This is a genomic window from Kitasatospora sp. NBC_01266, from assembly GCF_036242395.1.
Lineage (GTDB): Bacteria > Actinomycetota > Actinomycetes > Streptomycetales > Streptomycetaceae > Kitasatospora.
Genome location: NZ_CP108458.1, coordinates 4,316,632 through 4,332,918 on the forward strand (window position 1 = coordinate 4,316,632; position 16,287 = coordinate 4,332,918).

Consider the following 16,287-nt stretch of genomic DNA (forward strand, 5'->3'; position numbering starts at 1 on the left):
CACCGGGTGAGGACGACGGGAGAGGGCTCTTCCTATGATGGGCGGATGACACCCGAGGACCGCTTCCCCGGGCCTGAGCTGCCCCAGTCAGGCCCCCGCCCGCAGCAGGACCTCGACGTGCTGCCGTACGGCTCGTACTTCGAGCCCAATCCCCCTGCGGAGTACCAGGATTCGCCCGAGGAGCCGGCCGGCGGGCCGGAGCCCACGTTCAGCGCGTACGGCGGGGCGCGCTACCTGGAGCAGCACTGGCCGGTGGCCGGGCACCCCACTCCGCAGGCCTCGGCCTTCCCCGCCTTCCTGGCCGCCGAGCGCACCACCGACGCACCCGCGCAGGACGACCCGCCGACCATCGAGCTGGGCCCGCCGATCACCGAGGACAACCCGTACGCGACGCCGTACCCGCACCCGGGCGGCGACCCGGGCCCGGTCGGCCCGCTCTACGTGGTCGGCGATGTGCACGGCTACCTGGACGAGCTGCTCGCCGCGCTGCACGAGCAGGGCCTGGTCGACGGCGAGGGCCACTGGTCGGCCGGGCGCTCGCGGATCTGGTTCCTCGGCGACTTCACCGACCGCGGCCCGGACGGGATCGGCGTGATCGACCTGGTGATGCAGCTGGCCGCCGAGGCGGCGGCGGCCGGCGGCTACTGCCGGGCCCTGATGGGCAATCACGAGCTGCTCTTCCTCGGCGCCCACCGGTACGGCGACGAGCCGGTGCAGTCCACCGCCGGCACCGCCTCGTTCCGCGCCGCCTGGCTGCTCAACGGCGGCCAGCAGCACGACCTGGAGCGGCTGCAGGGCCACCACATCAGCTGGCTGAAGCGGCTGCCCGCGATCGCGCTGGAGGACGGCCACCTGCTGCTGCACTCCGACACCACCGCGTACCTGGAGTTCGGCGGCTCGATCGACGAGGTCAACGACGCCATCCACGACCTGCTGGCCGACGAGGGCGCCGACGAGTGGTGGGACGCGTTCCGCCGGTTCACCAAGCGGTTCGCCTTCCGCGGCGAGGGCGGCCCGATGGCGGCCGGCGAGCTGCTGGGCACCTACGGCGGACACCGGGTGGTGCACGGGCACAGCCCGATCCCCTACCTGACCGGCGAGGCGAACAACGACAGCGGTGAGCGCCCGTACGTGCCGGGCCCGTACATCTACGCGGACGAGCTGGCGGTGGCGATGGACGGCGGGGTGACGATGGAGGGCCGGCTGCTGGTGGCCCGGCTGCCGGTGGACTGAGACCGACCGGCAGCGCGGGGGCGGACGCCGGGCTCAGTCCCGGGCGCGGGCGACCGTGATGTAGGCCGTGTTCAGCAACGTGATCACGGCGAAGACCAGGGCCCAGGCCGGACCCTTGACGCCGCCGAGGGCCAGCGCGGCGCCCCCGAAGACCAGCGCCTTGACGAGAAGCACGCCCGACACCGGCAGCTTCACCGAGGCCTTGGGCGCGGCGTACCGCCCCCACAGGACGGCGGCCAGCAGCGGCAGACCGATCGCGAGCAGCAGGTGGACGGCGGTGTCGGGGCCGGTCCGGTATCCCCACCAGGCGAGGAAGCCGAGCGCGGCCAACTCCAGGAAGAAGGCCAGGACATCGTTCAAGGCACGCAGGCCATTGGTCGACATGGCCCGCACATTACGGGAATTCCGGTAACCCGGACCTGAGTTTGCCTTGAGCCCGACGTCCGGCCGGCTCTCCCGCGGTGGTTCAGAGCTCGCGGGCGAAGTGCAGGGCCACGATCGCCATCCGGCGGGCGTGGTAGAACCGGTGCGCGCCGTGGTTGGCGACGCCGGAGTCCAGTTCGACCCGCACGCAGCCCAACCGCCGGGCGCGGTCCTCCAGCTGGGCGAGCAGGTGGGCGCCGACCCCGCTGGAGCGCGCGTCGGGATCGGTGACCAGGTCGTCCACGAGGAGCAGCCGCCCCCGGCTGGTGGCCAGGATCCGGTGCGCCGCCACCGCCCGGCAGCGCCCGCGCGGGTCGTAGGCGGCCGTGAAGACCAGGCCCTGGCCGTGCGCCTCGGCGGCGAACGCGGCGAACTCCGCCCGCCCCAGCCCCGGCCGCAGCAGCCGGATCAGCGGGGCGACGTCGCGCTCCAACTCCACCTGGTCCGGCGTCACATCACAGACGATCAGCTCCATGGCGCACCACCTTACGCAGCCGCCCGCCGCCGGTAGCCATCGAGCACATCCCGGCGCAGCAGCAGCCCGAAGCCGGCCGCCTCCAGCCGCAGCCCGAGCGCCGGCTCCGTCACCCCCAGTGCCTCGGCCGTGCGGCCCAGGTGCCAGTCGTGGGCGGCGAGCCGGTCCAGCAGGTGGCCGCGCCTGGTCTGGTTCTCGGAGAGCCGGAAGGTCTTCAGATAGGCCGGCCGGCCGTGCTCGTCGGTGATCGTCTCGCCCAGGTGGTTCTCCTGCTTGAGCCGGAAGCCGGGCAGGAAGCGGCTTAGCGTGAACCGGCCCAGCCGGCGGACCTCCTGGAAGCGGTGGTCGCCGGAAAGCAGGCCACCCGCCATGGTGGTGTCGTGGAACCGGGCCCAGTCCCGCTCCTGCTGCTCGGCGGCGCGCCGCAGGTCGGCCAGCGTGCTGATGCCGCGCTCCGGGATCGCGGCCCGGAACTCGGGCAGCGGCTGCATCAGGGTGGCGTAGTGGTGGACGAGTTCGCCGTACAGGTCGTGCAGCAGGCTCGGGTGCAGGGCGCGGTAGTCGGCGGGGTGCGGCACCACGAAGGCGGCGGCGAGCGCGTCCGCGAGGTAGAGCAGCACGCCGCACTGGCCGGGGTGGACCTCGAAGACGCGCAGCGCGTCGGCCAGCCCGCGCACCTCGGCGCCCCGGTAGGCCTGTTCGGCGCGCGCCCCGAGGCCGTGCCGCACCGCCCGGTCGGACCACTCCTGCCAGGCGATCACCGGACCGTTGAAGTGCAGCGCCAGATAGCCCTCCAGGGCCAGGTGCAGCGGCAGGAAGCGCAGCCGGGTGCGGCCCTCGCGCTGCGCCATGCGCTGCTGGGCGCGCAGCGGCAGCGCCCGCGGGGCGTCCGCCACGTCCAGCTGGGTGCCGTAGGCGGCTGCCGCGCCGCCGTCCCCGGTCCAGTCGGCGACGAAGCCGTGCGGGATGTACGAGGTGTAGGAGAGCTTCGGGGTCAGCTTGACCGAGGGGTACTCGCCGCCCATCGGGTTGACCCGCTGGTGCAGGCGCAGGTCGGTGATCGGCTGCTCGCGGACCAGCGGGACCAGCCGCACCGCGCCCCAGGTCTGCGCGGGGCGGGTGGTCAGGCCGGTCAGGTCGAGGGCGGTCCGGTCCAGGGCGGTCTGGTCGAGGGCGGTCATCGGGGCTCCCCTTCCGGTGCCAGGAACGCCTCGACGCGGGCGTCCAGGTGCGCGCGCAACTCGGCCAGGCCGGTGCGGCCTTCGGCGAACTGGGCCAGCTCGACCAGCGCGGGCAGGTCCTCGGCGTCGCGCAGGCCGGCGGTCGGCACGGTCGGCGCCAGCCGGCGCACGTCGAAGTCGGCCGCGTCGTAGACCGGGTTGAGGTGGACGATGCTGGTGCGGTGCCCGGGGTCGAGCCGGGTGCGGTGGATCCGGAGCACCTCGGCGGCCAGACCGGGCGGCGCGTTGTCCCAGCCGTCGGAGATGATCACCAGGCGGTCGGGGGCGCCCTCCAGCGCGTCCAGGATCCGGTGCCCCAGCGGGGTGGCGCCCAGCGGGTGGGCGAGCAGCGCGTTGCCGCGGCCCGAGGTCCAGTGCGCGCGGTACCGCGTCGCCAGGGCGGCCAGCAGGTAGTGGCCGGCCAGCGCGACCGCGAGCGGGCGGCGCCGCTTGGTGCCCGAGCCGTAGCTGGAGAAGCTGTCGTCGAGCACCGCGGCCACCGTGCCCCAGCTGCCGCGCCGGGCACCGGCCGCCCGGTCGGCGGCCGACCGCAGCGCGCCGCCCAACTCGGCCAGCCGGCCGCGGCGTTCCTCGACCGGCAGGGCGAGCACGTAGGAGGCGAGCCGGGTCAGCGGCATCCTGCTCAGGTCGGCGGCGAGGTCCTGGGCCCCGTGCGCCCGCGCCGACTCCTGCAGGCGCAGCTGCTCCAGCCGGCTGAGCTTCGGGGCGATCTTCGCCAGGAAGGCGCCGCGCGGGATCCCGTGCTTGGCGGCGAAGCCCTCGGCCACGGTGAACGGCAGCTCGTAGAGGGCGGGCTGCTCGTAGTGCGCCCGGCGCCAGGCGTCCAGCAGCGGTGCGTCGTACCGGCCGCGGCGCTTGGGCGCGAACAGGAAGTCGCCCAACTCGACTTCCGGGGTTGCCAAGTGGGCGTGCCGCAGGGCGCCGGTCAGGCCCGCGCGGTACTTCACCGCGTCGAAGGCCGGCTCCGGTCGCGCCGCCAGCCAGTCGCGCATGATCGCGCGGGTGCGGCGGTTGTTCACCCGGGCCCGGCGCAGCTGCCCGAAGAGCCGGTAGACCCGCTGCGGCGGCAGCAGTTGGAGCCGGCGGGCGATCAGCCGCCCCTCGGCCCGGCGCCCGGCCGCCGCCGTCTCCCCGGCGTGCACCAGCAGCTGACGGATGATCAGCGCGGCGTTGTGGTCGTTGATGTCGAGGGCGAGCGTCGCCGCGTACAGCTCGCGGTAGTTGACCCGCAGGTACTCGTGCAGGAAGTCGAGCGAGAGTGACTGCTCGGCCGCGTCGGAGTGGAACTCGCGCTGGCCCGTCGAGGTGATCGCGGCGTTGACGAAGAGCAGCACGTCGTCGGCGGCGATCAGGTCACCGTGACCGTCCATCAGGCGTCTCCCCCGGCCGCTCGGTATGACGACGGCCGGCCGGGGAATGGGGGCACGAGCTGCGAATCATCGCGGTAAAGGCGGGTCCCGGAAGTCGCACCGGAGTCCCGCGGCCGGACCGTCGCCGTCGACCGTAACAGAGGGTGCCGACGCCGGTCCGCCCGTTTTCCGGTGGTGCCGCCGGGCGGCGGCACCACCGGGAACGGCGCCGGGTGCTCAGGCCTGGCGGCGGATCTCCACCGTGCGGAAGCGGTTGGCGACGAAGGCCGCGTCCGTGTAGGCGGCGTTGGCGGCGGGGTTGGCGCCGGTGCCGTGCAGGTCGGAGAAGGCGGCGGTCTGGTTCGGGTAGACACCGCCGGTGAGGTTGAGCGAGAGGCAGACGCCGGTGTCCAGGCAGGCCCGGACCAGCAGCTGCTCGACCTCGGGAGCCGTGGTGTAGCCGGTGGCGGTCATCGCGCCCTGCTCGGTGACGGTCTGGCGCAGCAGCTCGACGGCGTCGGCGGTGGAGTCGACCGCGACGGCGAAGAAGACCGGGCCGAAGCACTCGCTGAGGAAGACCGCGCGGTCGTCCGGCTTGTGCGCCTCCACCTTGATCAGCGCGGGGGTGCGGATGGTGGCCCCGGGGAACTCGGCGGACTCCACCACCCGCGGGGCCAGCGCCAGGTCGCCGTACTCGCCGCTGGCGGCGGCGGCGCTGCGCTGCAGCACGGCCGGGTTGACCACGGCGCCCAGGATCGCGGCGGCGCGGGCGTCGTCACCGAGCAGCCCCTCGATCGAGCGGGCCAGGTCGGCCACCACCTCGTCGTAGGACTTCGTGCCCTGGTCGGTCTCGATGCCGCCGCGCGGGATCAGCAGGTTCTGCGGGGTGGTGCACATCTGGCCGGTGTAGAGCGAGAGGGCGAAGGCGAGGTTGCCCAGCATGCCCTTGTAGTTGTCCGTGGAGTCGATCACCACGGTGTTGACGCCGGCCTTCTCGGTGTAGACCAGGGCCTGCTCGGCGTTGCGCTCCAGCCAGTCGCCGAACTCGGTCGACCCGGTGTAGTCGATGATCCGGATCTCCGGGTGCAGCGCCAGCGTCTTGGCGATGCCCTCGCGGTCGCGCTCGGCGGCCAGCGTGACCAGGTTGGCGTCGAAGCCGGCCTCGGCGAGCACCTCGCGGGCGATCTTGACGGTGAGCGCCAGCGGCAGCACCGCGCGCGGGTGCGGCTTGACCACCACCGGGTTGCCGGTGGCCAGGGAGGCGAACAGGCCCGGGTAGCCGTTCCAGGTCGGGAAGGTGTTGCAGCCGATCACCAGCGCGGTGCCGCGCGGGACGGTGACGAACTCCTTGCGCAGCACCAGCGGGTCGCGCTTGCCCTGCGGCTTGGTCCAGCCGGCCTCGGCGGGGAGCTTGGCCTGCTCGGCGTAGGCGTAGGCGACGGCCTCCAGACCCCGGTCCTGGGCGTGCGGGCCACCGGCCTGGAAGGCCATCGCGTAGGCCTGCCCGGTGGTGTGCATGACGGCCTGGGCCATCTCGTGCGAGCGGGCGTTGATCCGGGCCAGGATCTCCAGGCAGACGGCGGCGCGGGCGGCCGGCGTGGCGGCGGCCCAGGCGGTGCCGGCCGTCTTGGCGGCGGCGAGCAGCGCGTCCACCTCGGCGCGGGGGTAGCTGATGTCCAGCTCGATGCCGTAGGGCGAGACCTCGGTGCCGACCAGGTCGCCGGCCTGCGGGTGGCCCGGCAGCGCGAAGGCGGTGCCGAGCAGTGCCTCGAAGGCGGCCTTGCCCTCGGCCGGTGCGCTCTCGCCGTAGGCCTTGGCGATCTCGGGGTACGGGGACCAGTAGTCCCGCTCGGTGAGGGCGCTCAGGGCCCGGTTCAGGGTCTCCTGGTGACGCTCGATCAGTTCGTCGACGGCGGCCATGCGGCGCTCCTCGCGGGGAGAGGACTGGGCTGACGCTCCACAGCGTAACCGAACGATCGGTCGGTGGAACAGGGCCCGCCGCCCCGCGCTCGGGCCCGGGCACGCGGCCCGGGATACTCGGAGCATGGCCGAGAACCCGCTGCGCACCACCTACACCGTCGACTCCCTGCTCGCCGTCACCGTGGAGGTCTTCAACACCCGCGGCTACGACGGCACCTCGATGGAGGACCTGTCGCGGGCCGCCGGGATCTCCAAGTCCTCGATCTACCACCACGTGCGCGGCAAGGAGGAGCTGCTGCGCCTGGCGGTCGGGCGGGCGCTGGACGGCCTGTTCGGGATCCTGGAGGAGCCGGCGGCGCTGACCGGGCGCCCGGTGGACCGGCTGGAGCACGTGGTGCGGCGCACCACCGAGGTGCTGCTGACCGAGCTGCCCTACGTGACGCTGCTGCTGCGGGTGCGCGGCAACACCGGGACCGAGCAGTGGGCGCTGGAGCGGCGGCGGGACTTCGACCACCGGGTGGCGGAGCTGGTCCGGGAGGCGGTGACGGCCGGCGAGCTGCGGGCGGACGTGGAGCCGCGGCTGGCCACCCGGCTGCTCTTCGGGATGATCAACTCGATCGTGGAGTGGTACCGCCCGGCCGGCGCCGGCGGCCCGCAGGTCGACGGCGTGCCGGACGCGGTGATCCACCTGGCCTTCGACGGTCTGCGCGCGTAGGCGCACAGCGAGTGCCGTCAGGCCGGCGGCACCCGGTCGGTCTCCTCGAAGACCAGCAGCGTCTGGGTCGACAGCACGTCGGGGATGCTCTGGATGCTGCCCAGCACCAGCTCCCGCAGCGCCCGGTTGTCAGCTGTGTGGACCAGCATCAGCACGTCGAACTCGCCGCCCACCAGCGCGATGTGCGCCACCCCCGGCAGGTCGAGCAGCTGCTCGCGCACGGTCCGCCAGGAGTTCTGCACGATCTTCAGCGTGACGTACGCGCAGGCGCCCTGCCCGGCCCGTTCGTGGTCGACCCGGGCGGTGAAGCCGCGGATCACGCCGTCCTCCATCATCCGGGCGATCCGGGCGTAGGCGTTGGCCCGCGAGACGTGCACCCGCTCGGCGACCGAGCGGATCGAGGCCCGGCCGTCCTGCTGGAGCAGCCGCAGGATCGAGCGGTCCACCCGGTCCAGTCCCCGGTCGGGACCGCCGTTCACCACACCCGCCGGGGTCGGCTGAGGTCTGCCCCCGCCGGACCCGGCCATTTGTTCAGCGCCCATGGCCCCGAGCCCTCCCAAGATGGACGTGCTGCTTTCAGCAGACTGCCGTGACGGCCGATTGTCCAGCACCTTCGCTCGGCTGTGGCCACAATGAGTAGACAACCGAACAATCGGTTGGGAGGCAACACCCCACCTGCCGCCGCCCTGCTCCCCCGAAGCGCGGCCCCGCCCTCCCCACCCCTTGGAGGTGCCTGATGACCGTCCTCGACCACCGGCCCACCACGCCCGTTCCCCCGTGGCTGCCCGACGCGACCGGCCCGCGGACCGACCCCGCGCCCCTCCTGCCGGACCACACCCCGGTCCGCGTGCTCGGCACCCCGGCGCTGGCCAAGTACGACCCCGAGCTGCTCCGCGACCTCTACCGCCGACTGGTGATCGGCCGCCGCTACAACCAGCAGGCGACCACCCTCACCAAGCAGGGCAGGCTCGCCGTCTACCCGTCCTCCACCGGCCAGGAGGCCTGCGAGGTGGCCGCCGCCACCGTGCTGCGGGCCGAGGACTGGCTCTTCCCCAGCTACCGGGACACCCTGGCCGTGGTCGGCCGCGGCGTCGACCCGCTGGCCGCGCTCACCCTGCTGCGCGGCAGCGCGCACACCGGCTACGACCCGCTGGCCACCCGCACCGCCCCGCTCTGCACCCCGCTCGCCACCCAGGCCCCGCACGCGGTCGGCCTGGCGCACGCGGCCCGGCTGCGCGGCGAGAGCGTGGTCGCGCTGGCGATGCTCGGCGACGGCGGCACCAGCGAGGGCGACTTCCACGAGGCGCTGAACTTCGCGGCCGTGCTGAACGCCCCGGTGGTCTTCCTGGTGCAGAACAACGGCTACGCCATCTCGGTCCCGCTGACCAAGCAGTCCGCCGCACCGAGCCTGGCGCACAAGGCCGTCGGCTACGGCATGCCGGGCCGGCTGGTGGACGGCAACGACGCGGTGGCCGTGCACGAGGTGCTGGCCGAGGCGATGGACCGGGCCCGCAACGGCGGTGGCCCCACCCTGGTGGAGGCGCTGACCTACCGGCTGGACGCGCACACCAACGCCGACGACGCGACCCGCTACCGGGAGTCGGAGGAGGTGGAGGCCTGGCGCGAGCACGACCCGCTGACCCTGATGGAGCGCCACCTGCGCGCCGCCGGGGTGCTGGACGACGCGCTGGTCGCCCAGGCGACCGAGCAGGCCGAGGCCCTCGCCGCCACCATGCGCGCCGAGTTCCACGCCGAGCCCGAACTGGACCCGCTCAGCCTCTTCCAGCATGTCTACGCCGAGCCGACGCCGCAACTGCGCGAGCAGGCCGAGCAGTTGGCCGCCGAGCTGGCCGCGGAGGCGGGAGCGTGAGCACTGTGACCACAGCCCGCGGCACCAGCAGCATGGCGCAGGCGCTCAACGCCGCGCTGCGCGACGAGATGCGCGCCGACCCGATGGTGCACCTGCTGGGCGAGGACGTCGGCGCCCTGGGCGGCGTCTTCCGGATCACCGACGGCCTGACGGCCGAGTTCGGCGCCGACCGCTGCCTGGACACCCCGCTCGCCGAGGCGGGCATCCTGGGCACCGCGATCGGCATGGCGATGTACGGCCTACGTCCCGTGGTGGAGATGCAGTTCGACGCCTTCGCCTACCCGGCGATGGAGCAACTCGTCTCGCACGTAGCCAAGATGCGCAACCGCACGGCCGGCCGGCTGGCGCTGCCGATCACCGTCCGGATCCCCTACGGCGGCGGGATCGGCGGGGTCGAGCACCACAGCGACTCCTCCGAGGCCTACTACGCGAGCACCCCGGGCCTGCACGTGGTCACCCCGGCCACCGTGGACGACGCCTACGGGCTGCTGCGCGCCTCGATCGCCTCCGACGACCCGGTGATCTTCCTGGAGCCCAAGCGGCTCTACTGGTCCAAGGCCGAGCTGAACACCAGCGCCGCCACCGAGCCGATCGGCCGCGCGGTGCTGCGCCGCCCCGGCAACTCGGCGGTGCTGATCACCTACGGGCCCTCGCTGCCGGTCTGCCTGGAGGCCGCCGAGGCCGCGAAGGCCGAGGGCTGGGACCTCGCGGTGCTCGACCTGCGCAGCCTGGTGCCGTTCGACGACGCCACGGTGGCCGAGGTGGTCCGCTCGGTGGGCCGCGCGGTGGTGGTCCACGAGTCGACCGGCTTCGGCGGGATCGGCGCGGAGATCGCCGCCCGGGTCACCGAGCGCTGCTTCCACCACCTGGCCGCACCCGTCCTGCGGGTGACCGGCTTCGACATCCCGTACCCGCCGCCGATGCTGGAGCACCACCACCTGCCCGGGGTGGACCGGATCCTGGACGCGGTCGCCAAGCTGCAGTGGGAGGACTGAGCGTGATGCCGATCGTGCGCGAGTTCACCCTGCCCGACCTCGGTGAGGGGCTCACCGGGGCCGAGGTGGTGCGCTGGCTGGTGGAGGTCGGCGACGTGATCGCCGTCGACCAGCCGGTGGTCGAGGTGGAGACCGCCAAGGCGATGGTGGAGGTGCCCTGCCCGTACGGCGGGGTGGTCACCGCGCGCTACGGCGAGGTCGGCGAGGAGCGGGCGGTGGGGCAGCCGCTGGTCACCGTGGCCGTCTCGCCGGAGCCCGGGACGGACGTGCCCGGCCTGGGCGGCGCCGCCGAGAACGAGCGTCCGCTGGTCGGCTTCGGCGTGGCGGAGGGCGGCAAGGGCTCGCGCCGCCGCCGGGTGGGCGTCGGTGTCGGCGGCGGCAGCGCGCCGGTCGTCACGCAGCCCGCGCCGGTCGTCGAGCCGCTGCCCGTCCGCACCGCGATCGCCGTCATCTCCCCGCTGGTGCGCAAGCTGGCCCGGGAGCACGGGGTCGACCTGACCGCCGTCGCCGGCAGCGGCCCGGACGGCCTGATCATGCGCGCCGACGTGCAGCGGGCGATCCAGCCGGTGGCAACCCCCGCACCCGCCACGGTGTCTGCGGACGCGGAGGTCGTCCCGCTGCGCGGCCTGCGCCGCACGGTGGCCGAGAAGCTCACCCGCAGCCACCACGAGATCCCGGCGGTCACTGTCTGGGTGGACGCGGACGCGACCGAACTGCTCGCCGTGCGCGCCCAGATGAACCAGGCACCGGACGCCCCGAAGGTCAGCCTGCTCGCACTGTTCGCCCGGATCTGCGTGGCCGCGCTGGCCCGCCACCCCGAGCTCAACTCCAGCGTGGACCTGGACGCGAACGGCACCCCGGTCGCGCTGCGCCGGCACACCGCCGTCCACCTGGGCTTCGCCGCCCAGAGCGAGCGCGGCCTGGTGGTCCCGGTGGTGCGCGACGCGCAGCAGCTCACCACCGAGCAACTGGGCGCCGAACTGGGCCGGTTGACAGCTTCCGCACGCGCCGGCTCGCTCACCCCGGCCGAGCTGACCGGCGGCACCTTCACGCTCAACAACTACGGCGTCTTCGGCGTCGACGGCTCCACCCCGATCCTCAACCACCCGGAGGCGGCCATGCTCGGGGTGGGCCGGATCACGGCCAAACCATGGGTCCACGAAGGTGAGTTGGCGGTCCGCCAAGTGACCCAGCTGTCGTTCACCTTCGACCACCGGGTCTGCGACGGCGGCACGGCGGGCGGCTTCCTGCGCTTCGTCGCGGACTGCGTGGAGCGGCCGGGGATGCTGCTGCGGCAGCTCTGAGCGGCGGGCGACGCGGGGCAAGGCTGCGGCGGTGCTTGATGAGACCGCCGTGGCCGAGCCGAGGAGGTCTCCCGACGGGGGCTCACCATCCAGCAGCTTGGATTGCAGGCTCCACGAGACGGCCGCTTCATCTACAACAAAGGGTGTTGTAGATCTACAACATTTTCGGCGGAGACGGTGGTGTCCTCGCCGGGCCTGGTCAGCCGGAGTGAGGTGACGACTCCGAGGGCGACGCCCGCGAGCGCGAGCGTGAAGACGATCGCCAGGGCCGCGATGATCAGGGCGTCCTCGGTGCCGGGCCTCACCGGCGGATGCCGATGAGGCGCCGGCCGAGCCGGGCGGCGAGGTCCTGGAGCAGGTGGTCGGCCTGCTGGTGGGTGAGGGCGAGGGCGAGCTGCTCGCCGGGGCCGACGTGGATGTCGAGGTCGACGGCGGCCCGGAGCTGGACGGCGGCGTCGGGCACGGACTCGACATCGAGGTGGGCGACGGTGGTCCGCTCGACGTGGGGCGGGGCGGTGCCGAGGACGATCAGGACTCCCACGGGCTGCCCTCCGCTTCCACCTCGTTGATCAGGGCGCGGACGGTGAGCTGGGCGGCGGTCACGCGGCCGAGTCCAGCTCGAACCAGACCCGCTTGCCTCCGCGCTTGTGCGGGGCGGCGCCGAACCGATGCGTGAGCGAGCGGACCAGGTGCAGGCCCCGGCCGGACAGCTCGTAGGGGTCGGCGGTGCGGGTGCGCTGCTCGGGCAGGGCGGGGCTGTCGTCGGCGACGGAGACGCGGAGCGTGCGGAAGGCCTGGTCGGCGAGGAGCACGACAACGACGACGGGCGCGGGGCTGCCGCCGTGCTTCCAGGCGTTGACGAAGAGCTCGTGCAGGGCGAGTTCGGCGTCGTGGATGAGGTCGGTGGACCACCCGGCGGTGGTGAGGAGGTCGCGCAGCTCCTCCCGGGCGGCGGACCAGTCGGGCGGCTGGGGGAAGGTGGGCAGGGTGCAGGAACGCATGGGGAACCTCCGCGAGGCGGTGGGGTGGTGAGGTGATCGGCGGATGCGTCGCCGTGAGCCAGGCCAGGACGGGACTGGTGAGGTCGCGTGTGGCTGCTTCTGCGGTGCGAGGGCAGTAGGCGCCTACTGCCCTGGTGACAGGCATTACTGACGATCCGTCGGATCGGTATGCCAACGACCATAGCGCAGCTCCGGTTAAATTTACCCGCCCTGCTGGAAGGTTCCCTCGCCCGAGTGACAGCTGGCCCGCGAGTCGGTTCGCGCGGCACACTGATCCGACGAGAATCGAGAGGACGCCATGGCCAGTCGCACCAGCCCAACGCTCCGCCAGCGACGCGTGGGGACTGAGCTGCGGAGAATGCGGGAGCAGGCCGGCCTCGGAGGCAGCCAGCTCGCTCGCCTGCTCGGCGTCACCCCTGCCCACATCACACAGTTGGAGAGCGGCAAGACCACGGTCAGCGTAGAGCGGCTGTACGCGATCGCCAGGGCCTGCATGTGCGACAACCAGCCCTTGCTTGATGCGTTGGCCGATGTCATCGCTGATCGGGGCAAGGGTGGCTGGTGGGAGGAGTATCGGGGAGAGCTCCCGATCGACTTCCTTGAAGTGGCTGAACTCGAAGGCCACGCGCGAGAGATCGTCGCGTTCAACATGGCCTTTGTCCCAGGGCTGCTTCAGACACGTTCATACGCGAAGGCCTTGTTCGCAGGAGAACTCGTTCCTCTTCGCGGTCAGGAGATCGACCTCAGGGTCTCCTTCCGCCTGCGCAGGCAGCAAGAAATTCGCTCCAGCGAGACGCCGTACCGAGCGCTGGTGCACGAGGCAGCCTTGCATGGCCACTACGGCGGGCGTGACGTACTCATCGACCAGCTCGCCTCCCTCATCGAGAGTTTCGAGCATCCGGGCACCTCGATCAGAGTCATCCCCTTCGAGGCGGTCACCTTCCCGGTCCCGAGCGAGGATCTCGTCCGCATGGCGGGCGATGTGCCAGAACTGGACACGGTCCAGGTCGATGCCTCCTACGGTGCGCACATCCTTGATCAACCCGCGCGGCTTGCACGCTACCGTGCGACCCTTGAGCGCCTCGAAGCCATCGCTCTCTCGGAAGATGACTCGCTGGGCTTCATCCGCTCGACCATGAAAGAGGTCCAACGCAAACATGGCTAGCTCGTCGTGGCAGAAGTCCAGCTACAGTGCCAACGCCAACGAGTGTGTCGAAGTCCGCACCGCCGACGGCCTGATCGAACTCCGCGAATCCGACGAGGGTGGCGTCATCGTCCGCACCACCCCCACCAAGTTCGCCAAGTTCCTCCAGGGCGTCAAGGACGGCGAGTTCGACCACTTCGCCAGCCCCTCCAACTGACCCACTGACGATCCCGCTCCTCTGGGACCGATGTCTTCCGAAGGCCGCAGATCTGCGCGAAAGTGCAGGTCGGCGGCCTTCTTCCCGGTGCGCGCAGACCACAACGGAGTGGGTCCACCGGCCGCCCGGCGGGCAAAGGGAGCGAGCCTAGCGCGCGGAGTGGGCGTCCGTCCGGCGTTTGCTCGATTTGTCGGATCAGCTGTTCGGCCGTGCCACGCTGCTTGAGGCGTTACTGGGACGACCGGAGGCGAAACGATTCTCTTGAGTACGCGTCAAGTCAAAGTGAAGTCGCTCTCCGCGCTGCTGGTCCGCTCGGGGATGGGGGCGGGCTCGGCGGCGGCCACGGCGGTGCCGGGGATGCCCGGCACCGAGTTACGCCCCGAACTCCAGCCGGTACCGCCCCCGTTGGTGGTGCCGCCGATGCCCAGCGAGCCCCCGATGATCCCGGCACCGCCCGCGACCCAGGCAGCGACCCAGGCGCCGACCCCGCCGGAGCCCGCCCCGGCACCCGCCGCCGAGCCCCGGCAGCCCGCCGAACCCCGCCCCGCCATCGAGTCCCGCCCCGCCATCGAGCCGCTGTTCCGCTGGGCCCCCGGCCTCAACTGGGCGGGCCCGGGAGACCACTGGAGCCAGGCCTGGGCCATCGACACCCTCGGCAGCACCGCCCCGCCGCCGCCCGTGCTCTCCCCTGCCGTCGCCCCCGCCGCCCAACCCCCCACCGCGCGCGACCTGGAGCTGATCCGCGCCACCCTGGCCGTGGTCGAGCCGGTCGCCGACCGGGCCACCGCGCACTTCTACGCGCTGATCTTCCTGCACCACCCCGAGGTCCGCGCGCTCTTCCCGGCCGCCATGGACGTGCAGCGCGACCGCCTCTTCCGCGCCCTGCTGCAGGCCGCCCGCAGCGCCGAGGACCCGGCCTCGCTGACCGAGTACCTGACCCGGCTCGGCCAGGGGCACCGCAAGTACGGCACGTTGACCGGCCACTACGCACCGGTCGGCGAGTGCCTGGTGGCCGCGCTGGCGAAGTACAGCGGCAGCCGGTGGGACGCCGAGACCGAGCTGGCCTGGCGCCGGGTCTACGGGCTGATCGCCCAGGTGATGATCGACGCGGCCGAACAGGCGTCGCGGACCTCGCCGCCCTGGTGGCAGGCCGAGGTGGTCTCCCACCAGAGTCCGAGCCCGGACGTCGCGGTGCTCACCGTCCGCCCCGACCAGGCGTACCCGTACCGGGCCGGCCAGTACACCACCCTGGAGACGCCCTGGTGGCCAAGGGTCTGGCGGCACTTCTCGTTCGCCACCGCGCCGCGCCCGGACGGGCTGCTGACCTTCCACGTCAAGGCGCTGCAGGCCGGTTGGGTGAGCAGCGCCCTGGTGCGCCGGGCGGCGCCCGGGGACGTGCTGCGGCTCGGTCCGCCGGCCGGGACCATGGCGGTCGACCACACCGCCCCCGGTCACCTGCTCTGCCTGGGCGGCGGCACCGGGATCGCGCCGATCACCGCGCTGGTCGAGGAGGTGGCCGAGCACGGGGCGCTGGGCCGCCGGGTCGAGGTCTACTACGGCGCCCGGCAGACGGCGGAGCTGTACCAGCTGCCCGTGCTGCGCGAGTTGGAGCGGCGCCATCCCTGGCTCGCGGTGCACCCGGTGCTCTCCGAGCAGCGCACCGACAGCGCGCTGTGCGGGCTGCTCTCCGACGTGGTGGCGCAGCGCGGTCCGTGGGACGGCCACCAGGCCTTCCTCAGCGGCCCGCCCGCGATGGTCCGCCGGGCCACCGCCGCGCTGACCCGCTCGGGCGTGCGGCCCGAGTGGGTGCACCACGACCTGGCGGCCGGCCAGGGCTGAGCGGTTCCGCAGGCGCTAGCCGAGATCGGGGGAGAGCATCGCCCGGACCCCCTCGATGTTGGCGGCCAGGTAGGCCCGGAGCGAGGGCGGCACCAGGTTGACCGAGGTGACGCCCTCGCGGGTGAAGGGCAGCCGGACGATCTCGTACTCGCCGCGCGGCTCGTCCACCTCGGGTCCGTGCCGCAGTGCCGGGTCCAGCGCGGCCAGCCGGCAGACGAAGAAGTGCTGCACCTTGACCCCGTGCGGGTGGGCCAGGGTCCCGTCCTCGTGGTGCGCGTGCGCGACGGTGTCCACGAAGGCGGGGACCACGTCGACCACCTTGCCGCCCAACTCCTCGTCCACCTCGCGGTGCAGGGCGTCGACCACGGTGCGGTCGGCCGGCTCGACCCCGCCGCCGGGAGTGATCCAGTACGGATTGCAGCCCGGCCTGGTGCGCTTGATCACGATCAACCGGGCCTGGCCGTGCCAGGGATCGTCGGTGGGCAGTTCGAGCAGGATGGCCCGCGCGGTGCGCTTGACCACCGGGCGGGGGTGGGGAGTCACCTCGACCACTCGGGTCAC

General features: G+C 72.9%; 18 protein-coding genes. 8 read left to right on the forward strand and 10 right to left on the reverse strand.

Going from position 1 to position 16,287, the window contains the following annotated elements; all coding sequences use genetic code 11:
* Positions 1-45: 45 nt before the first annotated feature.
* A complete protein-coding gene (locus tag OG403_RS18740) occupies positions 46-1,233 on the forward strand; it encodes a metallophosphoesterase (RefSeq protein WP_329565865.1) in 1,188 nt (395 codons plus the stop codon).
* A gap of 33 nt (positions 1,234-1,266) precedes the next feature.
* On the opposite strand, the gene OG403_RS18745 is transcribed toward OG403_RS18740, so the two are convergent.
* The 5 genes from OG403_RS18745 to paaN form a co-directional block, all read right to left on the reverse strand.
* The gene (locus OG403_RS18745; RefSeq protein WP_329565867.1) at positions 1,267-1,617 is read right to left on the reverse strand and encodes a YrdB family protein; all 351 of its coding nucleotides are present in this window, start codon (positions 1,615-1,617) and stop codon (positions 1,267-1,269) included.
* An 82-nt stretch (positions 1,618-1,699) separates the two neighbouring features.
* Positions 1,700-2,131 carry a GNAT family N-acetyltransferase gene (locus OG403_RS18750; protein ID WP_329565869.1) on the reverse strand — a complete coding sequence of 144 codons (432 nt, stop codon included), beginning with the start codon at positions 2,129-2,131 and terminating at the stop codon, positions 1,700-1,702.
* Positions 2,132-2,142: 11 nt separating this feature from the next.
* On the reverse strand, positions 2,143-3,312 hold the full coding sequence (locus tag OG403_RS18755; protein ID WP_329565871.1) for an ARPP-2 domain-containing protein: 1,170 nt from the start codon (positions 3,310-3,312) through the stop codon (positions 2,143-2,145).
* Entirely contained in the window at positions 3,309-4,742 is a 1,434-nt protein-coding gene (locus OG403_RS18760; RefSeq protein ID WP_329565873.1) for a hypothetical protein, read from the reverse strand. Before OG403_RS18760 ends, OG403_RS18755 begins: the two co-directional genes overlap by 4 nt.
* Before the next feature lie 216 nt (positions 4,743-4,958).
* Positions 4,959-6,641, reverse strand: coding sequence for a phenylacetic acid degradation protein PaaN (gene paaN / locus OG403_RS18765; protein WP_329565875.1), 1,683 nt, complete (start codon positions 6,639-6,641; stop codon positions 4,959-4,961).
* 124 nt (positions 6,642-6,765) lie between these two features.
* Here paaN and OG403_RS18770 point away from each other — a divergent pair, with 124 nt between their 5' ends.
* The gene (locus OG403_RS18770) at positions 6,766-7,356 is read left to right on the forward strand and encodes a TetR/AcrR family transcriptional regulator (protein WP_329565877.1); all 591 of its coding nucleotides are present in this window, start codon (positions 6,766-6,768) and stop codon (positions 7,354-7,356) included.
* Positions 7,357-7,373: 17 nt separating this feature from the next.
* On the opposite strand, the gene OG403_RS18775 is transcribed toward OG403_RS18770, so the two are convergent.
* The gene (locus OG403_RS18775; protein WP_329565879.1) at positions 7,374-7,898 is read right to left on the reverse strand and encodes an Lrp/AsnC family transcriptional regulator; all 525 of its coding nucleotides are present in this window, start codon (positions 7,896-7,898) and stop codon (positions 7,374-7,376) included.
* A 194-nt stretch (positions 7,899-8,092) separates the two neighbouring features.
* Between OG403_RS18775 and pdhA the strand changes: the two genes are divergently transcribed.
* The 3 genes from pdhA to OG403_RS18790 are packed head-to-tail and all read left to right on the forward strand — an operon-like array spanning position 8,093 to position 11,525.
* Positions 8,093-9,226 (forward strand): pyruvate dehydrogenase (acetyl-transferring) E1 component subunit alpha, encoded by a 1,134-nt coding sequence (gene pdhA, locus OG403_RS18780; RefSeq protein WP_329565881.1) that lies wholly within the window; start codon positions 8,093-8,095, stop codon positions 9,224-9,226.
* Positions 9,227-9,258: 32 nt separating this feature from the next.
* Positions 9,259-10,221, forward strand: coding sequence for an alpha-ketoacid dehydrogenase subunit beta (locus tag OG403_RS18785; protein WP_329572362.1), 963 nt, complete (start codon positions 9,259-9,261; stop codon positions 10,219-10,221).
* 5 nt (positions 10,222-10,226) lie between these two features.
* Positions 10,227-11,525, forward strand: coding sequence for a dihydrolipoamide acetyltransferase family protein (locus OG403_RS18790; protein ID WP_329565883.1), 1,299 nt, complete (start codon positions 10,227-10,229; stop codon positions 11,523-11,525).
* Positions 11,526-11,656: 131 nt separating this feature from the next.
* Here the strand turns inward: OG403_RS18790 and OG403_RS18795 are convergent, their stop codons facing one another.
* Genes OG403_RS18795 through OG403_RS18805 form a run of 3 tightly spaced genes read right to left on the reverse strand, consistent with a single transcriptional unit; the run spans position 11,657 to position 12,526 of the window.
* The gene (locus tag OG403_RS18795) at positions 11,657-11,830 is read right to left on the reverse strand and encodes a hypothetical protein (protein WP_329565885.1); all 174 of its coding nucleotides are present in this window, start codon (positions 11,828-11,830) and stop codon (positions 11,657-11,659) included.
* Positions 11,827-12,066, reverse strand: a complete 240-nt coding sequence (locus OG403_RS18800) for a hypothetical protein (RefSeq protein ID WP_329565887.1) — start codon at positions 12,064-12,066, stop codon at positions 11,827-11,829. The genes OG403_RS18795 and OG403_RS18800 overlap by 4 nt, the downstream gene beginning before the upstream one ends.
* Before the next feature lie 58 nt (positions 12,067-12,124).
* Positions 12,125-12,526: an ATP-binding protein gene (locus OG403_RS18805; RefSeq protein WP_329565890.1), complete on the reverse strand. Its 402-nt coding sequence runs from the start codon at positions 12,524-12,526 to the stop codon at positions 12,125-12,127.
* Between the two features lie 298 nt (positions 12,527-12,824).
* Between OG403_RS18805 and OG403_RS18810 the strand changes: the two genes are divergently transcribed.
* From OG403_RS18810 to OG403_RS18820, 3 genes are all read left to right on the forward strand, one after another.
* The gene (locus OG403_RS18810) at positions 12,825-13,691 is read left to right on the forward strand and encodes a helix-turn-helix domain-containing protein (RefSeq protein WP_329565892.1); all 867 of its coding nucleotides are present in this window, start codon (positions 12,825-12,827) and stop codon (positions 13,689-13,691) included.
* Positions 13,684-13,887 (forward strand): DUF397 domain-containing protein, encoded by a 204-nt coding sequence (locus tag OG403_RS18815; RefSeq protein WP_329565894.1) that lies wholly within the window; start codon positions 13,684-13,686, stop codon positions 13,885-13,887. The genes OG403_RS18810 and OG403_RS18815 overlap by 8 nt, the downstream gene beginning before the upstream one ends.
* A 261-nt stretch (positions 13,888-14,148) precedes the next feature.
* Complete coding sequence (locus tag OG403_RS18820; RefSeq protein WP_329565896.1) at positions 14,149-15,726, forward strand: globin domain-containing protein; 1,578 nt, start codon at positions 14,149-14,151, stop codon at positions 15,724-15,726.
* 15 nt (positions 15,727-15,741) lie between these two features.
* On the opposite strand, the gene OG403_RS18825 is transcribed toward OG403_RS18820, so the two are convergent.
* Entirely contained in the window at positions 15,742-16,269 is a 528-nt protein-coding gene (locus OG403_RS18825; protein WP_329565898.1) for an NUDIX domain-containing protein, read from the reverse strand.
* Positions 16,270-16,287: the final 18 nt, after the last annotated feature.

Bases quoted from the DNA above. Each gene is read 5' to 3' on its own strand.
- OG403_RS18740 (WP_329565865.1), top strand. From the start codon at position 46: ATGACACCCGAGGACCGCTTCCCCGGGCCTGAGCTGCCCCAGTCAGGC.
- OG403_RS18760 (WP_329565873.1), bottom strand. From the start codon at position 4,742: ATGGACGGTCACGGTGACCTGATCGCCGCCGACGACGTGCTGCTCTTC.
- paaN (WP_329565875.1), bottom strand. From the start codon at position 6,641: ATGGCCGCCGTCGACGAACTGATCGAGCGTCACCAGGAGACCCTGAAC.
- OG403_RS18785 (WP_329572362.1), top strand. From the start codon at position 9,259: ATGGCGCAGGCGCTCAACGCCGCGCTGCGCGACGAGATGCGCGCCGAC.
- pdhA (WP_329565881.1), top strand. From the start codon at position 8,093: ATGACCGTCCTCGACCACCGGCCCACCACGCCCGTTCCCCCGTGGCTG.
- OG403_RS18810 (WP_329565892.1), top strand. From the start codon at position 12,825: ATGGCCAGTCGCACCAGCCCAACGCTCCGCCAGCGACGCGTGGGGACT.
- OG403_RS18770 (WP_329565877.1), top strand. From the start codon at position 6,766: ATGGCCGAGAACCCGCTGCGCACCACCTACACCGTCGACTCCCTGCTC.
- OG403_RS18755 (WP_329565871.1), bottom strand. From the start codon at position 3,312: ATGACCGCCCTCGACCAGACCGCCCTGGACCGGACCGCCCTCGACCTG.
- OG403_RS18805 (WP_329565890.1), bottom strand. From the start codon at position 12,526: ATGCGTTCCTGCACCCTGCCCACCTTCCCCCAGCCGCCCGACTGGTCC.
- OG403_RS18775 (WP_329565879.1), bottom strand. From the start codon at position 7,898: ATGGGCGCTGAACAAATGGCCGGGTCCGGCGGGGGCAGACCTCAGCCG.
- OG403_RS18815 (WP_329565894.1), top strand. From the start codon at position 13,684: ATGGCTAGCTCGTCGTGGCAGAAGTCCAGCTACAGTGCCAACGCCAAC.
- OG403_RS18745 (WP_329565867.1), bottom strand. From the start codon at position 1,617: ATGTCGACCAATGGCCTGCGTGCCTTGAACGATGTCCTGGCCTTCTTC.
- OG403_RS18790 (WP_329565883.1), top strand. From the start codon at position 10,227: ATGCCGATCGTGCGCGAGTTCACCCTGCCCGACCTCGGTGAGGGGCTC.
- OG403_RS18750 (WP_329565869.1), bottom strand. From the start codon at position 2,131: ATGGAGCTGATCGTCTGTGATGTGACGCCGGACCAGGTGGAGTTGGAG.